Origin of the sequence: Paracoccus sp. SY (assembly GCF_002901215.1) — a bacterium.
GTDB classification, from domain to species: domain Bacteria; phylum Pseudomonadota; class Alphaproteobacteria; order Rhodobacterales; family Rhodobacteraceae; genus Paracoccus; species Paracoccus acridae.
This window is the reverse complement of sequence record NZ_NWMQ01000055.1, coordinates 1-17,254: the sequence shown is the minus strand read 5'-3', so window position 1 is coordinate 17,254 and position 17,254 is coordinate 1. Positions and strand designations below refer to the sequence as shown.

The following is a 17,254-nucleotide window of genomic DNA, read 5'->3' as shown; positions in this document are numbered from 1 at the left end:
CGAGGCGCCAAAGGCAAAACGCGGCCGTCCTTCCAAGGCCGCAGCCGAAACCCCGGCAGCGGCATCAGCGTCGGGCAGGGGCCGCAAACCAAAGGCGGCGGCCGCAGAGGGCGGCGAGGCGCTAAAGACCGCGCAAGGACGCAAGGCAAGGGCTGCATCAGAGGCTGGACCGGTCGGTGCAGCGGCAGACAGGGAGCCCGCGCCCCAAGACCTCGCCGCTCCGGGCGAGGCCAATGATCGCAGCCCGGCGGCGGATCTGGACACCTAGGCGTCGCAAGAGGCCGCAGGACCTGCAGAACCCTCTGGGACGGCTGAGTGAGATCCGATACCGGCTGACCATCAAATGACCCTTTGCGCCGCAAGGCTGCGCAAAGGGTTCAGGTCCAGAAGTCAAGCTCAGTGCCGCTAACCTTCTGTATTGTCCGGTCTGGCAAGCCGTTGCTGGCTGCAGGCACAGTATTCGATCATCAGATGTCGAGAGCCAGGTCCAGCACGCAAACTGAATGCGTCAGCGCCCCAATGGAGATATAGTCCACCCATGTCGCGGCCACTTCGGCGATGCGCTCCAGCAGCAGCCTCCCGCCGATTCAATATAGGATATCTGGTAGCTAGCCGATATCATTAAGATGTCGCGAAAGAGATTGTAAGATGGACCGGCATCAGGAAGAGCTTTGCTTTACAAGTTGGGCGCCTGATCGACTTTCTAGCGCATAAAGCGTGTCTCAGTATCTCGCACTTCGTTCGGCTATTCGGTGTGCCAGATTGCGCGATCCTGCCAAGGCAAGTTCACCATAGCTTGCCCCCTGTTGCATGGCCTTCTGCCCGACGAAAGCGGCGGTGCGCGCCGGAGGGCTGCCTGCCGCAGCTTTTCCGGCAAGAGATCCAGCCGCCTTCGCACCGACCGCCGCGATGGCTGCTTGCGTGGGCGTCACGGACATAATCATGCCGCTCAAGGAGCTGACGATCATGGGGATACAGAGCGTGCAGACCGCCATGATAATCATGCAGGCGATGAAGGGAATGAAGTCGGCCACACTCTCGGTCAGGGACGTGTCGAAGCTATCCATGTAACCCATGACAAGCCGGATCAGCCCGCCGAGCATGACAGCCGTGACCAAGGGATAGAGCATGTAGCTGACCGCGCCTTGAAGCCAGCGGTTGAAGTAGTCCTTCGTCACCTCGAACATGCTCAAGGCAATGAAGATGGGGGCAATGCCCAGATAGATTGTCACCATCACCTGCCCGAAGATCAGCAGCAGCGAGGCCAAGGCGGCAATGGTTCCGAGGCTGAAGGTAATCAGCACGCTCATGACGGCTCCCCCCATCCAGCCCATCGGTTCCATGACCTTGTTGGCCTTTTCCGAAAACTCGGAAATGAAGTTGTCCATGGCTGCAGCAAGGTTGCTGGACGGCACTTCGGCACCGCCGAACTTGCCGAGCAGGTTTGCGGCAATGCTGTCCACGCCACCTTCAACGGCACTGGCGATCAGGTTGAACTGGCCCCACACCAACCCGACACTGCCTATCGCAATCAGCTTGATAAAGGTGACGACGATCTGTCCGGCCGACATGGGACGGTATTGCAGGACCATGTTCACGCCGAGCATAACCACGGCCAGGGTCGCCATGGTTGCCGTGAGCGTTCCCATCCCATCCAGCACGGCCCCGAAGCTGGATTGCGCTACATTGTCCAACTCGCCTTGGGCGCGGGTGACAAAGCCCTCGATCATGCCCATCAGTAGATACCATGCGCCTTGCAGATCCTATCAACCTCGCGCGACAGGCGAGTCCGTTCTGTGCGAGCATAGTCCCAAACCCAGTCGCTGCTTTCATCATCAGGCAACGACATGAAGCGTTCTTCCATATCTTTGAATGCTGCGTCCCATGACGGGAAACGCAACTCACAGGTGCATTTTCCATCCGCTGCCTCAAGACTGGCGGCGACCTGGTGAAGATAAGAGCTTTCCATGAAGCGCAAAGCGCCAACACCCCGTATCCGATGATCTTCAACCTTGGGAGGGCGCGGGGCATTGCAGCCGCCCGGCGTGGTATAGAACCCGCCGTCAGGTTTGTTGCCGTCATTCGAGAAAGTCATGAAGGCGCGTTCCTTGGCAATGGCCTCGGCAGCAGACGTTTCGCTACCTTCCTTCGCCGGTTCCATATTGGCCGGTGATCCGCCGCCATCATTCGAGAAGGTCATGTAGGCGCGTTCCTTCGCAATGGCCTCGGCGGTCGGCATGTCACCACCTTCCTTTGACTGGATCGCGGCGGCGGATACTTCGCTGTCGTCATTCGCCAGGATCATGGTGCCACCGGCCAAAGCCGCAGCACCCGAAACAGCCAGAATACCCGTAATCACCCATTTCATGCCGTGTCTCCTATGGCTGGAATATAGACCTGCGCGATGCCGCGCGTTTCACCAATGCGCCCTGTCTGGATAATCACGTCGATGGTGCGAAGAATATAGTTTCGCAGATCGTTGTAGCTCATGCGAACATCCGAACGGCCAGCGGCAATAGCCAGCCGATCAAGCGCCAGTTCCGGCGTTTCCGCGTGGATCGTCGTCATCGACCCGCCATGCCCGGTGTTGACGGCTTCGAGGAAGGTCATGGCTTCCTTACCCCGGACCTCGCCCACGATCAGCCGGTCAGGGCGCATCCTGAGCGTGGCTTCCAGCAGCATGTCGGGTGTCCTGGTGTTGCCGCCCCGATCCGCAATGAGAGACACCGTGTTTGGCTGGTCGGGGAACAGCTCGCGGGCGTCCTCGATGGTGATGATCCGTTCGTCTTGCGGGATCATGGACATGATCTTTCGCAGCGCCACCGACTTGCCGGTGTCGGTGCCGCCTGAGATCAGGATGTTCAGCTTGTGGGTCACGCAGAAGCGCAGCGCCGCCATGAGGTCGCCCGCCTCGATCAGTTCGGCAAGGCTGGCATTGCGCTTTTTACGTTCCGCATCGAGAGCCACCTGCTTGCCATGCAGGAACCGCAGCTCGATGTCTTCTATGGGCAGAGCGGCAAAAAGACGGAAGGAGAGGGCCGCTTCCTGCGGCGTGGCAGGCGCAAGAACCGCCTGCGCCCGGATCGGCCTGTCATGATAGGCCACGGTTGCGGAGACAAGCAGCTTGTCGCGGCCGGTCTGCGCCTGGTTCTCGCCTGCGATCTGGTTGGCAAGCGAATGGCCGAAGCCCGGATCAACCCTTTCCCCTGTCGGTTTCATATGCACGTCGCCGCGCTGCAAGATCCAGATGCTGCGATCCGGGTTGACCGAGACTTCAATCGTGGCCGGATCATCCAGCCACGGCTTGAAGCGGTCCAGCTTGTGGGCCAGCCAACCCATCAGAGGATTTCCAGGTCGCGATCAACCATGATCGTCACAAGCGAGCCTTGCTTGATGGCAATGGTCGGCTGGCGGTTGAGATAGCCGTCGAGGGCGCTGGAGGTTGCCTCCATCATGTTCTGCGCCATGGCGTCCGCCACGTCCGATGTGCTTTCGTTGTCGTCCTTATCGGCCAGGGCAATGGCAGGCGCGAGGCCGATCAGGCTGATCAGCGCAGCCGAGCCAAAGCGCGCGCCGAAGTGGGTGTTCACGGCCCCTTCCACGCCCGAACGCCCGATCGCGCCACCACCATAGGCCCCGATTTCCACGGTCTGGTTGTCGGGCAGGATGATCCTGTTCCAGACGATCATCGCGCGGCGCTGCCCGAGGTCGGTGTTGTCGTTATAGGCCCCGATCACGCGCGAACCGCGCGGGATCAGGATGCGCGATCCGTCATAGGAATGAACGTCCTCCGAGACCAAGGCGCGAATGGCCCCCGGCAGGTCGGTGTTGATGGCCGTTTCCAGCACCGCCTGGACCATCGTGCCCTGCAGGACGGTGTTGGCCGGGCTGGCGATGACCTTGGCCCGCTCCATCGGCGCGCGTGCGGCCTGCTGGCGGGCAAAGCGTTCGTTCTGGCTCTGGTTGCGCAGGTTGGGGTCCAACCCTTCCATGCCGGGAACGGCCGCCGCCGCCTCCATCGCACCCGGAACGCCTGCCGCACCGCTGCCGCCACCCAAAGCTCCGCCACCAAAGGCGATCATGGGCGAGGCGGCGCGGGCGCGGTAGAGTTCTTCGGCCTCGCGGCGGCGATCAACCTCCCCATCCACCATGCCGAGGTCCGGGTTTCCGCTGGTGATCCGCGCCGCGTCAAGCTGCGCCTGAAGCTGCGCAAGCTGCCGGTCGCGGTCGGCAATGATGTTGGCGTTTTCAAACTGCAGGGAGTTCATCGTGTCCTGCAACTGGCTGACCTGCGCCAAGAGGCTGTCGATCTGCGGGTCATTGTTGACGACCGGCGCCGCCTCAACCGGCGGCACATCTTCTTCAACTTCCACGTCCTGCGGCTGCTGGCGCAGCCGCTCGATTTCCGCCTCCAATGCCTTGATCTGCGCCAGCATCCGGGGATCGGGTTCAGGCTCACGCTGCGCGGGCAGGGGCATCCGGCCAAAGGGTTCCTCGCTCGTGGTCTGGAACGCGGCAGGCTGGCCGGTCGGCAAGGCCGCCTCTGACGCCATGTCAGACTGCGGCCAGAACATGACGGCGATGAACAGCGCACATGCCCCGCCCAGGGCGGTGCCAGCCAGAAGCCTGCCTTTTCCTCCGCCAACCTTGCCGCGCCGGTTATTGGCCCGCGCCTCCTGCACCTCCGCCGCCAGACGGGCGGTATCGTCCTCAAGATCAGAGGTGCCCTTGGGGGCATTGTCCTGATCGCCCTTGTTCTGTTCGGTCTGGCTCTGATCCGGCTGGACCTGATACGCGTGGTTCTGTTCGCTCTGGTTCTGTTCGCTCATGGCCGGGGGTCCAGTCGCTTGATGACGGTTTCAGTCGAGGCGATGCGCAGCACCCAATAGGGGCTGATGCCGCTCACCCGGATCGTGCCGTCAGGCAGGGTTGTGCTGTTGACGGTGCGTTCCGGCCCCGACGAGGTTTTGAAGATCGCCGGGAGCTGTGCGCCGCGCGGGAAGCGGAAATAGGTAAAGTCGCCATCATCCCAAACCTGCAAGGGCAGGGCGGCATTGCGCTTGCTGGCCGCATAGCCGCCCCAGTGCGTTGTCGGGTTCAGCCGCTTGTTCTGCGGTTCCGCCGCAACTGTGCGGGGTGCCTGCGCGGTCACGCCACCACCGAAGCGGACCACATAATCGGCCCGTGCGCCCACTTCATTCAGATGCAGGTAGTAGGCGCGACGGTTGGTATAGACGGTCATGTTGGTGGACCCGCCCGCGACGGTCGGCTTGACCACCAAGGCCCGTCCGCCCGGAACACCGTCGAAGTTGAAGCCCTCGGTATCGCCCGCGACGATGCTGACGATTTCCTCACCGGGGCCGAACTCCACGGAGGTCACGCGCATCATGCCCACATTCACGCGGTAAACCTGCCCGTCCTGATACACGGCATTGCGGACGCGCGAGTCATGCCGCCCGGCCGAGGGCGTGACTTCGGCCAAGGCCGGTGCCGCCCAGGTCGCCGCGCCAAGCGCGGCCGCGATCAACCATCCTTTCATTGGGTGTCTCCCTCATCCCGGAACCGTTCGGCGGCCACGCTGTAGTTGCTGACCGTGAAGCCGAAGGGGTTGGACCAGACCCCATCGAGGCTGCGCAGCGTCGAGGGGTCATAGTCATAGGCCAGCGTGACGACGAAGGTGCCCTCCGTCACGCCGTCCACCGTTGTCAGGCGCTTGGTGATGCGGGCCTGTGCGCGATTGTTGCCAATGTCGGAGATCGAGGACACGGCCACGTCGATGCGGGCGTTTTCCCCGTAGATTTTGGGTGGAAACTCCGGGTTTTGTTCGTTCCACAGATCCTGGAGCGACTTCGCGGCCTGACCCGTGGAGCGGGCAAAGACGCCTTCGATGCGCAGGTCATTGTCGAGTTGGTTGTAGGTTTCGCGGTCCCGCACATAGGCATAGACCAGCGACTGCATCACCGCCTCGCGTTCCGCGAGGCTGATCGTGCCGACATTCGCCATCGGCAGCGCCACGCCCGTTGTCGGATCGAAGGGCACCAGGGCAGGGGGCGGCTTGTCGATGAACAAGGCCACCATGGCCGCAGCCAGACAGCCGGCGACACCGAAGCCCGAGGTGATGAAAGCGATGCGTTTCCACATCGCGGCTTCCTCGCGTGCGCCATAGATCAGTTCTTCCTCGAACACATCCTTTACGTTGCTCATGGCGGGATCACTCGTTCGAGAAGGTTATGTAGGCGCGTTCCTCGGCAATGGTCGCAGCCGAGAGGATACCCGCCTGGCCGTTGTAGACGGCCTCGATGGATTGCAGTTCGAGCGACTTGGCGAGCTGCACCGAGAGTTCGGCCAGCATCCGCGTGTTGAGGTCGATCGACTCCTTAATGTCGCCGCTGTCCTGCGTCATGGAGACAAGCGTGTTGACCCGTTCCAGCGAGGACGAGGTTTCCGCATAGGTCTGTTCGGCGGACGCTGCGAGAACCGCGCCGCCCGAGGCTTGCGCCGCCACCCTTTGCGCGCCGGGCACGCCCGAGGACGCCATGCCGGTGACTTTCTCCTGGCTTAGCCCGCCTGTGGTCAGCGCGGTTTCCACCCCCTTGGTCAGCTTGTCGCCCTTGGCCGGTGTGAAGCCGCCCCAGTTGCCGGTCATGCCGCCCTGGATCGTGCCAAGCACATCGGTCATGTTTCCATCGAGCAAGCCGTCAAGGTTGCCGCCCATTGCCAGATCCACAATGTCGCGCGTGCCGCTGAATTGCCCGTAAATGTCCTGCAACTGCGAAAGCTGCGCCTGCAACTGTTCGACCTGCTGGACGGCATTTGACAGAAGGTCGGACTGCACCCCGGCATCGCGCAGCATGGCTTCAAGCTGCTTGATGGTCTGCAAGGTGTTCTGCCCGTCGAGGGTCGGAACGCCCTGCGCCAAGGCTGCGGGCGCGGTGCAAAGTGCCACCAGCACCGCGCCGGTTTTTCCGATACGAGCCATGTTCTGGAAAAGCATCGTGAACCTCAATCGTTCGAGAATGTCATGTAATTGCGTTCTTCAGCGTGGGCCGCGGCTTGCTGCAAAGCCTCTGCGCTGACCGTTTTTGTGTTGGCCGCAAGCACCCGGACCCGCAGCGCCATGATCCGGGCCATTTCCGCCCGGGCGTAGCTGTTCAGCGCCCAGGCTTGCGTGGGGTTCTGGTTCTGCTCCATCTGGTTCAGGATCGCCTTGAGGCGATGCGCGATGGCGGCGATTTCCTGCGCCATGTTGCCGCCATAGGCAGAGGCCCCGGCGCCCATCATGGCGAGGTTGGCCCCTGCCGCATCGACCGGCGCAATGGTGCCAAGCGCGTCCACGCCGCCGATGGCTGCCAGATACTCGTTATACTTGGTTGGGATCACCTGAACGTAGTGCTGCGTTTCCTTGAAGGGAGGCACGCCGCCGTATTTCTGGACGTTGCCCGGACCCGCATTGTAGGCGGCAAGCGAGAGAACGATGCTGCCGTCAAACATCGACAGCATCCGGGCCAGATAGGTCGCTCCGCCATAAACCTGCGAATAGGGGTTGGTCCGGTAGTCGGGGTCCACCCCGAGCTCCTGGGCCGTCCCCGGCATGAGCTGCGTCAGGCCGTAGGCCCCTTTCGGAGATCCGGCATGGGGATTGAAGCGGCTTTCCTGCCAGATCATCGCCTGGATCAAGGCCCGCCATTGGGCTTGCGACAGCCCCGCCTTGGACACACCGGCATGGCCGTAGGTGGCCTTGGACCCGGCGATGATGACTTCTTCCACCGTCAGCGCCGCATCCCCGAAGGTCTTGCCCGCAGCCGGGTTTGTGTCGTCGGGATTGTAGAGACTGTCAGCCGACGCCTCTGGTTGGCCTGCCCCATCCTCAAGGGTCTGGATCATGTCGCCGGTCCCGTCCACCGGCAGGTTTCCCGCCTCGATCAGCTTGTCCAGTTCCGCGATAATGTCCGCGTCGATCTGCAACAGGGCGTTCGAGCGTTCCAGCCTGCCTTGCTGGCGGCCGAGGTCGCGTTCCTGTTCGGCCAGGATGGCAAGGTTCTGCCGCAGCAGGTTTGGGTCGATGATGGGAACGCCCTGCGCCGGGGCGGGGGCCGTGCTGGCGCTCAGGCCCGCCACGGCAAGCGCCGCTGCCTGTGTCACCCGCCCGATCATTCTTCGGCCCACAGTTCCTGAATGGGCGTGAAGGTGCAGACCGGCTTGCCATTCATGAAGCAGGACGAGCGGGCCGGTTGCGTGCTGGCGCAGGCCGAGACAGTGAAGGCCAGCACACAGATCATCAGAACGGACTTCATGCGATTTCTTCCTTTTCCTGGAGGCGGGCACGGTAGGCATCAAAGGCCGCACGGCCCGTCTTGCTGCCGCCGAGGATTTTGAGGTGATCGCCCAAGGGCGAGAGGTTCACGTCCACGACCACCGAGGCCGAGGCGTTGCGGATCAGCGCGAGGCGCGATCCGGGAGGTGCGCCGAGGACCATGCCCATTTCCCGGTCATTCAGGTTCAGCGCCGCATAGTTGTCGGGCGAGGCCGCGCGGTTCGGGATCAGCACCTGCGTCTGGACGCCTTGCAGGATCGCCGCGCCCGCGCGGCTCTTGTCGAGCTGCGAGGGAAACTGCGTGACCATGACGACCACGGCATTGAGCTTGCGCGCCGTGACCAGCCACTTTTCCAGCTTGTCGGCAAAGTATTCCGTGCCAAGCGCGTTCCAGGCTTCGTCAATGACGATGATCGTGGGGTGGCGGTCTTGCAGCTTCCGTTCAAGACGCTGGAAGATGTAGCCCAGGATCGCGGTGCGCTCCTTCTCGTTGTCGGAGTCGAGAACCGCCGTCATGTCAAAGCCCATGACATTCTGGTCGAGGGCGAAGTTGTCGGCCACATTGCCGCCGAACACCCACCCGTAGCGGCCCCCCGGCGCCCATTCCCTGACCCGCTGTTCCAGATCCCCGTTGTCGTCGAGGTGACGGAACAGCGATGGAAAGCCGTCGAAGTTGCGCAGATGATCCGGGGCCGTCGCGGTCTGAACGACCGCATCATGAAGCTGCTGCGTCTGGACCGGCGACAGCGGGCGGTCCGTGCGGTTGAGAAGGGCGGTCAGCCATTCGCTGAGCCATGCCTGACCGGCCATGTCGGTTTCCGCAAAAAGCGGGTTCAGCCCTGTGGGCTGGTGCGGCGAGATTGTGGTGTAGCTGCCGCCCAGGGCCTCGATCTGGACTTCAAGGCCGCGCAGGTAGTCGAAGGCAAAGACCCTCGCACCCACCCGCTGCGCCTGCGTCATCAGGAAAGAGATCAGGACCGACTTGCCGCCGCTAGACGGCCCGAAGATCACGGTATGACCGGCAGGCGGTTCCTTGTCCGCTTCCCCGGCAGGATGGAAGGAGAACAGATAGCCGCTCTTTTCCGGGGTCGGGAACACCGAGAGGGGCGTGCCCCAGGGCAGAAGGTCGCCCGTCAGGCCGGTCGGCGTGCGGTGCAGCGCCGCCATGCCCGCAAAGACATGGTTGCTGATAAGGCCGGTGCGCGCCCGATAGGTCGCGTTGCCCGGCCATTGCGCGAAGTAATGGCCCTGACCGGCAAAGGCTTCGGTGATGATCCTGGTGCCGGTTTCCTGCGCGATCTGGCGCACATCGGCCGCCGCCCGCGAGAGGGTCTTTTCGTCCTCGGCATAGATAGCAACCGTCATGTGATGGGAGCCAAGGGTTTCCAGACCCGAGGCAACCTTGTTGCGGCCTTCGCGCAGCATCTGCTGGTCGGTTTCCGCCGCATCGCCCGAGCCGCGCCGCTGTTCGAGGTTGCGGCGGATCAATTCGCTGGCCCGGTCATCGCTGATCGGCACAAAGGAATTGGTAATCACCATGTCGATCGGCAGGTTCAGTTCATCGAACATGCCGGGGAAGGTGCCGGTCGGATAATTCTTGATCGTGAACACATGGCCCACGCGGTTGGGGACCACGCCGCCCGTCACATGCACCCGCGTTCCCCGGAAGGTGGCGCGGTAGTTGCAGACGCTGCGGGCGAGGATGCCCAGGTCATTGCCTGGAAAGGCCGGAAGCTCGATGCCGGTGCCGATGCCTTCGAGAAAGCCGATGAGTTCGCCCGAGGCCCCGGTCAGGACGCGCGCCTTGAGGTGCGCGAGGGTGGCAACGACCACCCCCACCGTTTCATCGAGGTCAGTCAGCCGTTCGACCTTGTTGGCGATAAAGGCTTGCAGCGCGTCAGACTTGCGCTTGCGCGAGAAGATTTCCTTCAGCTTGTCGCCCGCCGAAAGAGTGCCAAAAAGGCCAGCAGGGCGGTTGATGATGCTGATGGTCAGGGTCTTGTCGCGCAGCGTCCGGCCCGCAACAATCCGCGTCCAGGCCGCATCGACTTCCTTGGCGAACCCGCCAGTTTCGACCGGGGCGAGGGTCGCCTTAAAGGGGCGGCTGATCTTGTGGACATAGACCGAATACCGTTCGCCCTGCTGCGCCAGCAGTTCGGCCAAGGTTTCTTTCAACAGCGCAATGTCGCGGTCGCTTGCCGTCATCGAGTTCAGGCCATCGGCGCGGATGCACTGGATCAGCTCACCCCCGCGCGTCAGGATCGTCCTGTCATCGGCCTGCAGGGACACGAAAGGCAGGAACGCCTCGAATTGCAGTTCGTCCTTCATGGCGCGCGGGAACACCGCCTTGCCATGCCGGGAATTGAACAGCCGCTTGAAGCCTGCCGCCATCGGCTTTTTATCGTTACGGCTCATAGGAGTCTCCGCCCCACACTTTGCGATTTTTGGAAGGCCCGAAGTTCTTCAGCGTCCTGGTGATGACGTCGAAGAAGTTCGGGTCCCATTTAGCCAGCCCGTAGAGGGCCGGATAAAAGACGACGATTGATGCCAAGGCCCAAAAGCTCTCCGCCCACATGAACCCGAGCAGCACCGTCACAAGAAGGATGACGGCGGAGGTCAGAGGCAGGCCGAACAGCTTGGCCGGACGAAGAAGGCCGCGATAGACCGTATCTTTTTCCACCGTCATGCCCCCGTTATGCGCCCCAGAGGGAGTTCACGATGGTCGCGGCCGAACCCACGAACACGATGGCGACAAGCACATAGATCGCCGTGCGCATTTCGATGTAGCCCATGAACCAGCCGATAAAGACGCAAACGAGCGCCAGTGTGGCGATGGTCTTGCCCAGGGTGCCTGTCAGCGCCGTGACGATGCTGTTCAGGAAGGTCTGGATCGGGTTGAGGTTGATCGCCTGCGCTAGCGCCGGTTCGCTCCAGAGCAGCATGAAAGCGGCTGCCATCAGCATCACCAGCGAGACTTTCGCCCAGGTGTCCAGGACGCGCGGTGCGGCATGAACCCCTTGGGCGCAGGCAATAGAAGATCGTGCCGGCCAAACGGCCTGCATTGCAGAGATCATGATGGAAGACTCCTATTCTGCGGTTGCTAAAGTCAGCTTTTGAAACACGGACATGACCTTGCGGACGTGACCTTGTGTTTCAGGGTACGGGGGGATGCCCCCGTATTTCTCGACCGCGCCGGGACCGGCATTGTAGCCCGCAAGCGCAAGTTCCTTGGACCCGAACCGGCCGAGCAGCATCAGCATGTAGCGTGCCGAGCCATCGAGGTTCTGGTGCATGTCATTGGGATTGACGCCAAGCTTGGCCGCTGTGGCGGGCATGAGCTGGCCCAGGCCAATCGCCCCCACCGAACTGACGGCAGTTTGGCGATAGCCGCTTTCAATCTCGATGTTCGCCCGGAAGAAGGACAGCCATTCGGTGACGCTCATGCCCGCCGCGCGAAGCGAGGGATGACCGGCATAGCGCATCCCGACTTCATCAATGGCGGCCAGAACCTCCGGCCTTGGGATGACGCGCGGCGTCCGCACAGGAGCCAGGTGCATCACCTGTTCGGCCGGAAGGTCTGCTTCAGGCAGTTCGGACAGGAGCGGAACACCCCCCGGCCCGAAGTGACGGGCAAAGGAGGACGTTGATCTTTGCCTCTCAAAGCTGCCGGATGCGTGGTTCAGAACCAGAACCATTCCGTTCCCGGCCGATTGCGCCGCTGCTTCAGTCGAAGGCCACGCTGCCAATAAAGCGCATATCGCCAGACTTGCTTGTTTCAACACCGGACCCAACTCCAAATGGAATTATCCCGGCTGGAAACCCTACGTCCTTCATGAAACTGCACGCACCGTTGACAGTCTTGACCACACGCGGGGGCGTTACCCCACGGCGAGGTCGGAACAGATTGAGGACGGCCCATTTCCCCGTTCGGGGGTTGAGGGCGTAGAATTGCCAGCCTCCCTGGAAATTGCCGCGAGTAGGGACCGCATCTTCGGTGCACAGGATCAGGAGCCTTCCGCTTCCGATCAGATACTCTCTAAAGCCCGCTTCGCTCGCGCCACTTTCCAAACGATACATTCTGGCCGCTCTGAATTGTCTGAGTCCTGTAAAACTCATGACACAGGCGGCTTACGGTTGCACGTTACTCTGCATCGGTGGTCAATACTCTGTTTCGACCATCGGATGCGCCTCTCGATACTGTTGCATGTATTGATCGACCTCGCTGTTGAGTTGCTGCTTGGTTGCGTCGAGGCATTGGCTGTAAGCCTGGGCCTCGTTCATGAAACGAGCCAGTTCTTCGCCCATCGTGAGATCCAGGGCGTGCAGGCTTGCCTCATCAAGAAGAGGCTGAGACGGGTAGATGCAGTGTCCCGGCACCTGCTGAACAGGCGCCGGCTGCGCATGGGTGGAAAGCGGCAGCAAACCAGCCACGACAAGGAAAGCCAGCTTTACTTTGCAAAGCGCTGTCTGGGGGCGCGTGCTAGGTCGAGCTTGGAGAGCCCTCTTCCCTGATGACAGGCTGAAGGGCACGCATTCCTTGTTCCAGCGGGATACTGGGAACTTTGACATTAAGGTCATACAGGAAGGCAATGAGGCCGTTGACCGTCTTGAACATCCGCATCTGCATGTCCTTGCGGGCTGTAACAAGCGTTCGTTCATAGGTGCCATCAGGCGAGATGATCCTGATGCCCCATGTCCCAAAGTAGTTCTGGTGTTTCTTCTCGGCTGAACCCGCGCAGAAAACCTGCAACTGCCATCCTGAAGCCACGAGCTTCCTGCAACCTTCTTCGCTGACCACATTCGGTGCTTCTTCATAGTTGATCGGGGTCGTCACCGCTGGCCAGCCTTTCACAAGTGGACAACCTCGCAGCGATGCTACAAGGTTGATACAAAATTGCATATCTGTTATCAAGAGGTATTCTTGATGTGCGCTGCTTTCTTATCTGCGGCGCAAATCTATACAGATACGCCGAAAATGCCAAGGAATACGGTTCCTTGGCATGGCTTCTGTTTTCGCTTCAAGATTGCTAGTTTGTTCTCCAGCCTGTCAGTTGCTAGCTGCGGCTGAGTGTGGTGCGCGAACTGAACAAGCAAAAGCCAGGAACTTCCCATCCTCGTTTTCAACAACATTGCCGAGCTTCTGCGGGGACCAACCTAGCCGTTCTGCCATGCGCAAGAATGCGGGCGGCCCAAGGAACAGACAGCCCTTCGCTCCGACTTGGAACAGGTAGTCATTGGCTGCCTCCAGGATCTTCTCGGCCACTCCCTTGACGGGAAGGGTCACAAGTCTGGTCAGCTCCCAGTCATCCGGCGAAAGCGGGGGCGCATCGTTGCAAAGATTGACCGGCATACCGGGCAGAAGGCCCCTATAGGCATCGCGGATCATGTATTCATACATGCTGTTTCCGCAGGCTTGGCGCTTGTCCGTAGGCTTAATCCTGGCCCCACCTAAGACTTCACCGTCCCTGTGGGCGACAACATAGGTCGTGTCGAAGGTGTCATATTGATCGAATTCAATCCCCTCCGTCTGACCAAGAGGCCAGGACATGCGATCAATGAAAACCGCTTTGCGCAGCTTCATGTAGTCGTGCACCAGATGGAAGCGTGAAACCTGACCAGGCAGCGTCACAATATCGACGGTAATGGGCCGTTCTTCTGACACAAAAAACGCTCCTTACTGCTTCGCGACGCCTACCGGCAACCGGGCAAGGCCGATGAACTGCGGCGGGAGGCCACGGACGGGGTTGGGAACCCATAGCCCGTGCTCCCTGACTTCAACCGTCAGGACGCCATCTTCGTCGGCATAGGTTTCGAAATACTGAAGAATGGTCTCAACCATGTCCTTGCTGAACTCTGCGTCAGCTATCTTTTTGTTCTTCCAAGCTGAGACCATAGCTAGCTTCCGTGTTGTGGATGCCTTACTAAACCCACTCGAACTTGGTATGTCTTGCACAAAAGTGCAAAAGTGGCTTTTCGATATATCTGAAAAGCTACAAAGGCCGCGTGAGACCATGAGGACCACATGCTGCACGACTTGATCCCACACTTCGACCAAGAAATTGACGCCTTACACAACTTGGCGCCGTCAGGCTGGATTATGGGCTTCAACCTGACCTATCAAGGGCCAGAGCACCTACACAACGCGTACCCCGACAAGTGGCGGGACATCTACCAGGAGCGGAACTACTTTTTCTCGGACCCGGTCGCCCGCTGGACGATCGAGCAGGAAGGGTGGGTTCGCTGGTCAGACGTGAAGAAGTCCGCCCTCGACATGCCATTCATGCACGCCGCCCAACAGTTTGGCCTGAACTTCGGGGTTGCGATATCCCGGAAGACTGACCTCAAACGCTCGTTTCTCACTCTCTCGCATCCGAGCAGGGAGTTTGCTGACGATGAGATCATCAAGGTTGTCACCAAGTTTAACCACTGGACAGACCTTGTTCTGAACCGCGCGTCCCTGACAGCAGGGGAACTTGATGTTCTAGCAGGGCTAAGGGATGGACTGGGGCAGCGAGCCATTGCAGAAAAACTTGGCATCGCTGAAGCGACCGTGACGCAACGCGCTCAAAAAGCGTGCTCCAAGCTTGCCGCAAAGACCCGAACCCAAGCTGTCGCCATTGCTGTGGCCCGCAACTTCATCTGAAGCAAAGCAGCGAATTTTTGCTTGCTCTTGTCAAAGTAGCTGATGGATATATCCCAAAAGCTACTTCCTGAGGTTTCTGCTTTTCGTCGGTTAACCAAGGGTTAACGGTGGCCGGACTTACTACAAGCAGGTCCTTGCCCATGTCTATGCCACGCCTCTATGCCGAACCTATGCAGAAGATCGACCTGCACGATGCGAGCGGATGGCTCTACCGCTGGGACAACGGCGACACGCAGATGATGTGGATCGTTCCCCCTTCGCCGCAACGTCTGGCAGACCTCAAGAGAAGCCAGCCTTGGTTAGCCGACTAAGCAAGGCCACATAGAATATTGCAATATTGTTTCAGGTATGTATTTATCTGTTGACCTTTGCAACAGTTCCGGCGACCGACGATGAACTCCCGAAATTTCTTCGCCAGTGTAGCGGTTCTAGGTCTGACTGCCTTTTCTTCAGCCAAGCAGGCCAGCGCCTACCCGATCGACTGCGCCATCCTGCTTTGTCTGGCAGGCGGTTTCCCCGCCTCGGCAGAGTGCAGCGCAGCGAAGGCCGAGCTTATACGCCGCATCACACCCTGGCCGGTTGAACCGCCCCTCCAACTGTGGCGCTGCCCAATGGGCGGTCACAACGTGAGCCTGCCAGGTGGAGGTGGATCTGACAGCATCCCACCCGAGGTCGCCCAGTATCGTGATGCCATCGAACTGTGGCAGCTTTCCAAGCATGTGACGAGAGGTAGCGGAGGACGAGACGTCTATGTCGGCATGACCCGCTACGGATATGCACCCTCTGGTGACTTTGTCCGACTTTCCGCCCAATACAGCGAGATGCCTGCATGGCTTGATAACGAAATACGGCAGAGAACGGGCAGCACGTTCCTTGGCGAGTACGGCCGAAGCTTCCAGAGCATTGTCCTGCGCGTACAGGATTACACGGGTTCCTACTCAACGGAGTGGGTGTCCTACTGATGCCCTTGATGTCACGTTCGTTACACAAAGAATTGCCGCTAAGCCCCTGCTGGCGTAGGCTGTTCGGCAAAATGCCCCAAAGGGGAGGGACGAGCAGAATCAGATAGACCACCAGCCCAAAAGGAAACCCCCCGCGCGGGGGTCCGCACGAGGGGGCTTGGGTTGATAACACAGGTTTGGCGACCTGAATTAGCTTGTTGTGTCACTTGCTATAGTTAGCTTCCCGCTCCCGGAAATCAAGAGCAAAAAGCGCATCTGTGCGAACGGATGAGGCTTGCCTGCGGACACCGCGCTTCTTGTGACAAAGGAGCAGCACTTGACGACTGTAGCAGCCGCGGAAGGCGGCGATTTTTTCAAGCGCTTAGGCGTTTTGGCCCCGGCTTGCACCGGCGCGCGCGCCCAAGACCGGACGCGCTTGCATCGCAACTCTCAGCGGGCCGGAACCTGCGAAGCCACGTTCTGGCGCAGCACGTCCCGGCAGGAGGTGCAGAAGATCATCAAGGCCGCGCAGCGATACGAGCTGCACGGCCGCAAGCGGGGCCGGCGCAACGGTCCCTTGGGAAGCATCGCCCTGGAGATCCTGGCGCTGTTCGGCAATCTGGTCAGCTTCAAAACCGGCAGGCTTGACCCGTCCCTTGATTGGATCATGGACAAGTTAAAGCGGTCGAGAGACGCCGTTGTTCGCGCCTTGAAGGCGCTGCGGGACCACGGCTTTCTGGACTGGCTGCGCCGGTTTGAGCCAACCCCGAATGAAGGCCGCGGCCCCCAGGTCCGGCAGGTCAGCAATGCTTATCGTCTTTTCGCACCCAAGCATGCCTTGGCGCTTCTTGGCCGCTGGTCCGGCCGTCCTTCCCTGCCGGATGACGATGCCGCAGCACGGGCCGACAGGAAGGCCATCGAGGTCGAGCATGTGGCCTCGCTCGATCTTGGCGGCTTTGCCAATTTCCAACTTGGTGACACACCACTCGGGAGGGCACTGGCTCAGATGGGCCAAGCCCTGGATTTACGCGAGTCTGCCAAGCGGACTGAATCCCGGTCTACCTCTTATTCTTATGTCCCGATGTAGAACGAAGGCGTGACACAGATGCACTCAGACTGATCCGTCAGCTTTGACGGCGTCCGAGTATGGCTATGAACAAAGCCTGTGGAAGCCGCACGGCACATCAGGACTGTCGCACAAGCTGAACCGCCCCAATGAGGATAGCGCCGCCAGAGAAAGCTAAATATCTGATAACAAACAGATAAGTTCCATAAATCCGATTATTAAACCAGGAGGTATAGCCGGGTGGATTCACAAACGAAGTGCAAATGCCAAGATAATACAGGTATTTGCAT

The 17,254-nt window shown here is 60.5% G+C and carries 21 protein-coding genes and 2 pseudogenes; 5 read left to right on the top strand and 18 right to left on the bottom strand.

Annotation, left to right across the window (positions count from 1 at the left end):
* Positions 1–268 (top strand): annotated as a pseudogene (locus tag CK944_RS23805) (hypothetical protein); the annotation flags it as partial.
* A 199-nt stretch (positions 269–467) separates the two neighbouring features.
* On the opposite strand, the pseudogene CK944_RS19810 reads toward CK944_RS23805, so the two are convergent.
* The 18 genes and pseudogenes from CK944_RS19810 to CK944_RS23395 all read right to left on the bottom strand — a co-directional run.
* Positions 468–581, bottom strand: a pseudogene (locus CK944_RS19810) (nicotinate-nucleotide diphosphorylase (carboxylating)); the annotation flags it as partial.
* 141 nt (positions 582–722) lie between these two features.
* Positions 723–1,736, bottom strand: coding sequence for a type IV secretion system protein (locus tag CK944_RS19805; protein WP_103174790.1), 1,014 nt, complete (start codon positions 1,734–1,736; stop codon positions 723–725).
* Positions 1,736–2,368, bottom strand: coding sequence for a hypothetical protein (locus CK944_RS19800; protein WP_146038721.1), 633 nt, complete (start codon positions 2,366–2,368; stop codon positions 1,736–1,738). Before CK944_RS19800 ends, CK944_RS19805 begins: the two co-directional genes overlap by 1 nt.
* Positions 2,365–3,339: an ATPase, T2SS/T4P/T4SS family gene (locus CK944_RS19795; RefSeq protein WP_103174788.1), complete on the bottom strand. Its 975-nt coding sequence runs from the start codon at positions 3,337–3,339 to the stop codon at positions 2,365–2,367. The genes CK944_RS19800 and CK944_RS19795 overlap by 4 nt, the downstream gene beginning before the upstream one ends.
* Positions 3,339–4,829: a TrbI/VirB10 family protein gene (locus tag CK944_RS19790; RefSeq protein WP_103174787.1), complete on the bottom strand. Its 1,491-nt coding sequence runs from the start codon at positions 4,827–4,829 to the stop codon at positions 3,339–3,341. Before CK944_RS19790 ends, CK944_RS19795 begins: the two co-directional genes overlap by 1 nt.
* Positions 4,826–5,539, bottom strand: coding sequence for a TrbG/VirB9 family P-type conjugative transfer protein (locus CK944_RS19785; protein WP_103174786.1), 714 nt, complete (start codon positions 5,537–5,539; stop codon positions 4,826–4,828). Before CK944_RS19785 ends, CK944_RS19790 begins: the two co-directional genes overlap by 4 nt.
* Positions 5,536–6,204 (bottom strand): virB8 family protein, encoded by a 669-nt coding sequence (locus tag CK944_RS19780; RefSeq protein WP_103174785.1) that lies wholly within the window; start codon positions 6,202–6,204, stop codon positions 5,536–5,538. The genes CK944_RS19785 and CK944_RS19780 overlap by 4 nt, the downstream gene beginning before the upstream one ends.
* A gap of 7 nt (positions 6,205–6,211) precedes the next feature.
* On the bottom strand, positions 6,212–6,979 hold the full coding sequence (locus CK944_RS19775; RefSeq protein WP_158248085.1) for a type IV secretion system protein: 768 nt from the start codon (positions 6,977–6,979) through the stop codon (positions 6,212–6,214).
* A gap of 23 nt (positions 6,980–7,002) precedes the next feature.
* Positions 7,003–8,142 carry a lytic transglycosylase domain-containing protein gene (locus tag CK944_RS19770; RefSeq protein WP_239986175.1) on the bottom strand — a complete coding sequence of 380 codons (1,140 nt, stop codon included), beginning with the start codon at positions 8,140–8,142 and terminating at the stop codon, positions 7,003–7,005.
* 8 nt (positions 8,143–8,150) lie between these two features.
* Complete coding sequence (locus tag CK944_RS23400) at positions 8,151–8,294, bottom strand: hypothetical protein (RefSeq protein ID WP_158248084.1); 144 nt, start codon at positions 8,292–8,294, stop codon at positions 8,151–8,153.
* A complete protein-coding gene (locus CK944_RS19765) occupies positions 8,291–10,729 on the bottom strand; it encodes a type IV secretion system protein B4 (protein WP_103174782.1) in 2,439 nt (812 codons plus the stop codon). Before CK944_RS19765 ends, CK944_RS23400 begins: the two co-directional genes overlap by 4 nt.
* Positions 10,719–11,000: a type IV secretion system protein VirB3 gene (locus tag CK944_RS19760; protein ID WP_103174781.1), complete on the bottom strand. Its 282-nt coding sequence runs from the start codon at positions 10,998–11,000 to the stop codon at positions 10,719–10,721. The genes CK944_RS19765 and CK944_RS19760 overlap by 11 nt, the downstream gene beginning before the upstream one ends.
* A gap of 7 nt (positions 11,001–11,007) precedes the next feature.
* Complete coding sequence (locus CK944_RS19755; RefSeq protein WP_103174780.1) at positions 11,008–11,376, bottom strand: TrbC/VirB2 family protein; 369 nt, start codon at positions 11,374–11,376, stop codon at positions 11,008–11,010.
* A 24-nt stretch (positions 11,377–11,400) separates the two neighbouring features.
* Positions 11,401–12,009, bottom strand: a complete 609-nt coding sequence (locus tag CK944_RS19750) for a lytic transglycosylase domain-containing protein (RefSeq protein WP_103174779.1) — start codon at positions 12,007–12,009, stop codon at positions 11,401–11,403.
* A 463-nt stretch (positions 12,010–12,472) separates the two neighbouring features.
* Positions 12,473–12,745: a hypothetical protein gene (locus tag CK944_RS19745; protein ID WP_146038720.1), complete on the bottom strand. Its 273-nt coding sequence runs from the start codon at positions 12,743–12,745 to the stop codon at positions 12,473–12,475.
* Between the two features lie 49 nt (positions 12,746–12,794).
* Positions 12,795–13,148, bottom strand: a complete 354-nt coding sequence (locus CK944_RS19740; RefSeq protein WP_146038719.1) for a hypothetical protein — start codon at positions 13,146–13,148, stop codon at positions 12,795–12,797.
* 213 nt (positions 13,149–13,361) lie between these two features.
* A complete protein-coding gene (locus CK944_RS19735; RefSeq protein ID WP_103174776.1) occupies positions 13,362–13,976 on the bottom strand; it encodes an acyl-homoserine-lactone synthase in 615 nt (204 codons plus the stop codon).
* Between the two features lie 12 nt (positions 13,977–13,988).
* Positions 13,989–14,153, bottom strand: a complete 165-nt coding sequence (locus tag CK944_RS23395) for a hypothetical protein (RefSeq protein ID WP_158248083.1) — start codon at positions 14,151–14,153, stop codon at positions 13,989–13,991.
* A 183-nt stretch (positions 14,154–14,336) separates the two neighbouring features.
* Here CK944_RS23395 and CK944_RS19725 point away from each other — a divergent pair, with 183 nt between their 5' ends.
* From CK944_RS19725 to CK944_RS19715, 4 genes are all read left to right on the top strand, one after another.
* The gene (locus CK944_RS19725) at positions 14,337–14,957 is read left to right on the top strand and encodes a LuxR family transcriptional regulator (RefSeq protein WP_103174774.1); all 621 of its coding nucleotides are present in this window, start codon (positions 14,337–14,339) and stop codon (positions 14,955–14,957) included.
* Between the two features lie 170 nt (positions 14,958–15,127).
* Positions 15,128–15,268, top strand: coding sequence for a hypothetical protein (locus CK944_RS23390; RefSeq protein WP_158248082.1), 141 nt, complete (start codon positions 15,128–15,130; stop codon positions 15,266–15,268).
* 81 nt (positions 15,269–15,349) lie between these two features.
* A complete protein-coding gene (locus CK944_RS24100; protein WP_239986173.1) occupies positions 15,350–15,919 on the top strand; it encodes a hypothetical protein in 570 nt (189 codons plus the stop codon).
* Positions 15,920–16,193: 274 nt separating this feature from the next.
* On the top strand, positions 16,194–16,985 hold the full coding sequence (locus tag CK944_RS19715) for a helix-turn-helix domain-containing protein (protein ID WP_205049119.1): 792 nt from the start codon (positions 16,194–16,196) through the stop codon (positions 16,983–16,985).
* Positions 16,986–17,254 lie beyond the last annotated feature (269 nt).

Excerpts from the sequence above, each read along its gene's own strand:
- CK944_RS19805 (WP_103174790.1), bottom strand. The coding sequence starts at position 1,736 with ATGGGCATGATCGAGGGCTTTGTCACCCGCGCCCAAGGCGAGTTGGAC.
- CK944_RS19785 (WP_103174786.1), bottom strand. The coding sequence starts at position 5,539 with ATGAAAGGATGGTTGATCGCGGCCGCGCTTGGCGCGGCGACCTGGGCG.
- CK944_RS19760 (WP_103174781.1), bottom strand. The coding sequence starts at position 11,000 with ATGACGGTGGAAAAAGATACGGTCTATCGCGGCCTTCTTCGTCCGGCC.
- CK944_RS19755 (WP_103174780.1), bottom strand. The coding sequence starts at position 11,376 with ATGCAGGCCGTTTGGCCGGCACGATCTTCTATTGCCTGCGCCCAAGGG.
- CK944_RS19750 (WP_103174779.1), bottom strand. The coding sequence starts at position 12,009 with ATGGTTCTGGTTCTGAACCACGCATCCGGCAGCTTTGAGAGGCAAAGA.
- CK944_RS23395 (WP_158248083.1), bottom strand. The coding sequence starts at position 14,153 with ATGGTTGAGACCATTCTTCAGTATTTCGAAACCTATGCCGACGAAGAT.
- CK944_RS19765 (WP_103174782.1), bottom strand. The coding sequence starts at position 10,729 with ATGAGCCGTAACGATAAAAAGCCGATGGCGGCAGGCTTCAAGCGGCTG.
- CK944_RS23400 (WP_158248084.1), bottom strand. The coding sequence starts at position 8,294 with ATGAAGTCCGTTCTGATGATCTGTGTGCTGGCCTTCACTGTCTCGGCC.
- CK944_RS24100 (WP_239986173.1), top strand. The coding sequence starts at position 15,350 with ATGAACTCCCGAAATTTCTTCGCCAGTGTAGCGGTTCTAGGTCTGACT.
- CK944_RS19795 (WP_103174788.1), bottom strand. The coding sequence starts at position 3,339 with ATGGGTTGGCTGGCCCACAAGCTGGACCGCTTCAAGCCGTGGCTGGAT.
- CK944_RS23390 (WP_158248082.1), top strand. The coding sequence starts at position 15,128 with ATGCAGAAGATCGACCTGCACGATGCGAGCGGATGGCTCTACCGCTGG.
- CK944_RS19725 (WP_103174774.1), top strand. The coding sequence starts at position 14,337 with ATGCTGCACGACTTGATCCCACACTTCGACCAAGAAATTGACGCCTTA.
- CK944_RS19790 (WP_103174787.1), bottom strand. The coding sequence starts at position 4,829 with ATGAGCGAACAGAACCAGAGCGAACAGAACCACGCGTATCAGGTCCAG.
- CK944_RS19775 (WP_158248085.1), bottom strand. The coding sequence starts at position 6,979 with ATGGCTCGTATCGGAAAAACCGGCGCGGTGCTGGTGGCACTTTGCACC.
- CK944_RS19780 (WP_103174785.1), bottom strand. The coding sequence starts at position 6,204 with ATGAGCAACGTAAAGGATGTGTTCGAGGAAGAACTGATCTATGGCGCA.
- CK944_RS19800 (WP_146038721.1), bottom strand. The coding sequence starts at position 2,368 with ATGAAATGGGTGATTACGGGTATTCTGGCTGTTTCGGGTGCTGCGGCT.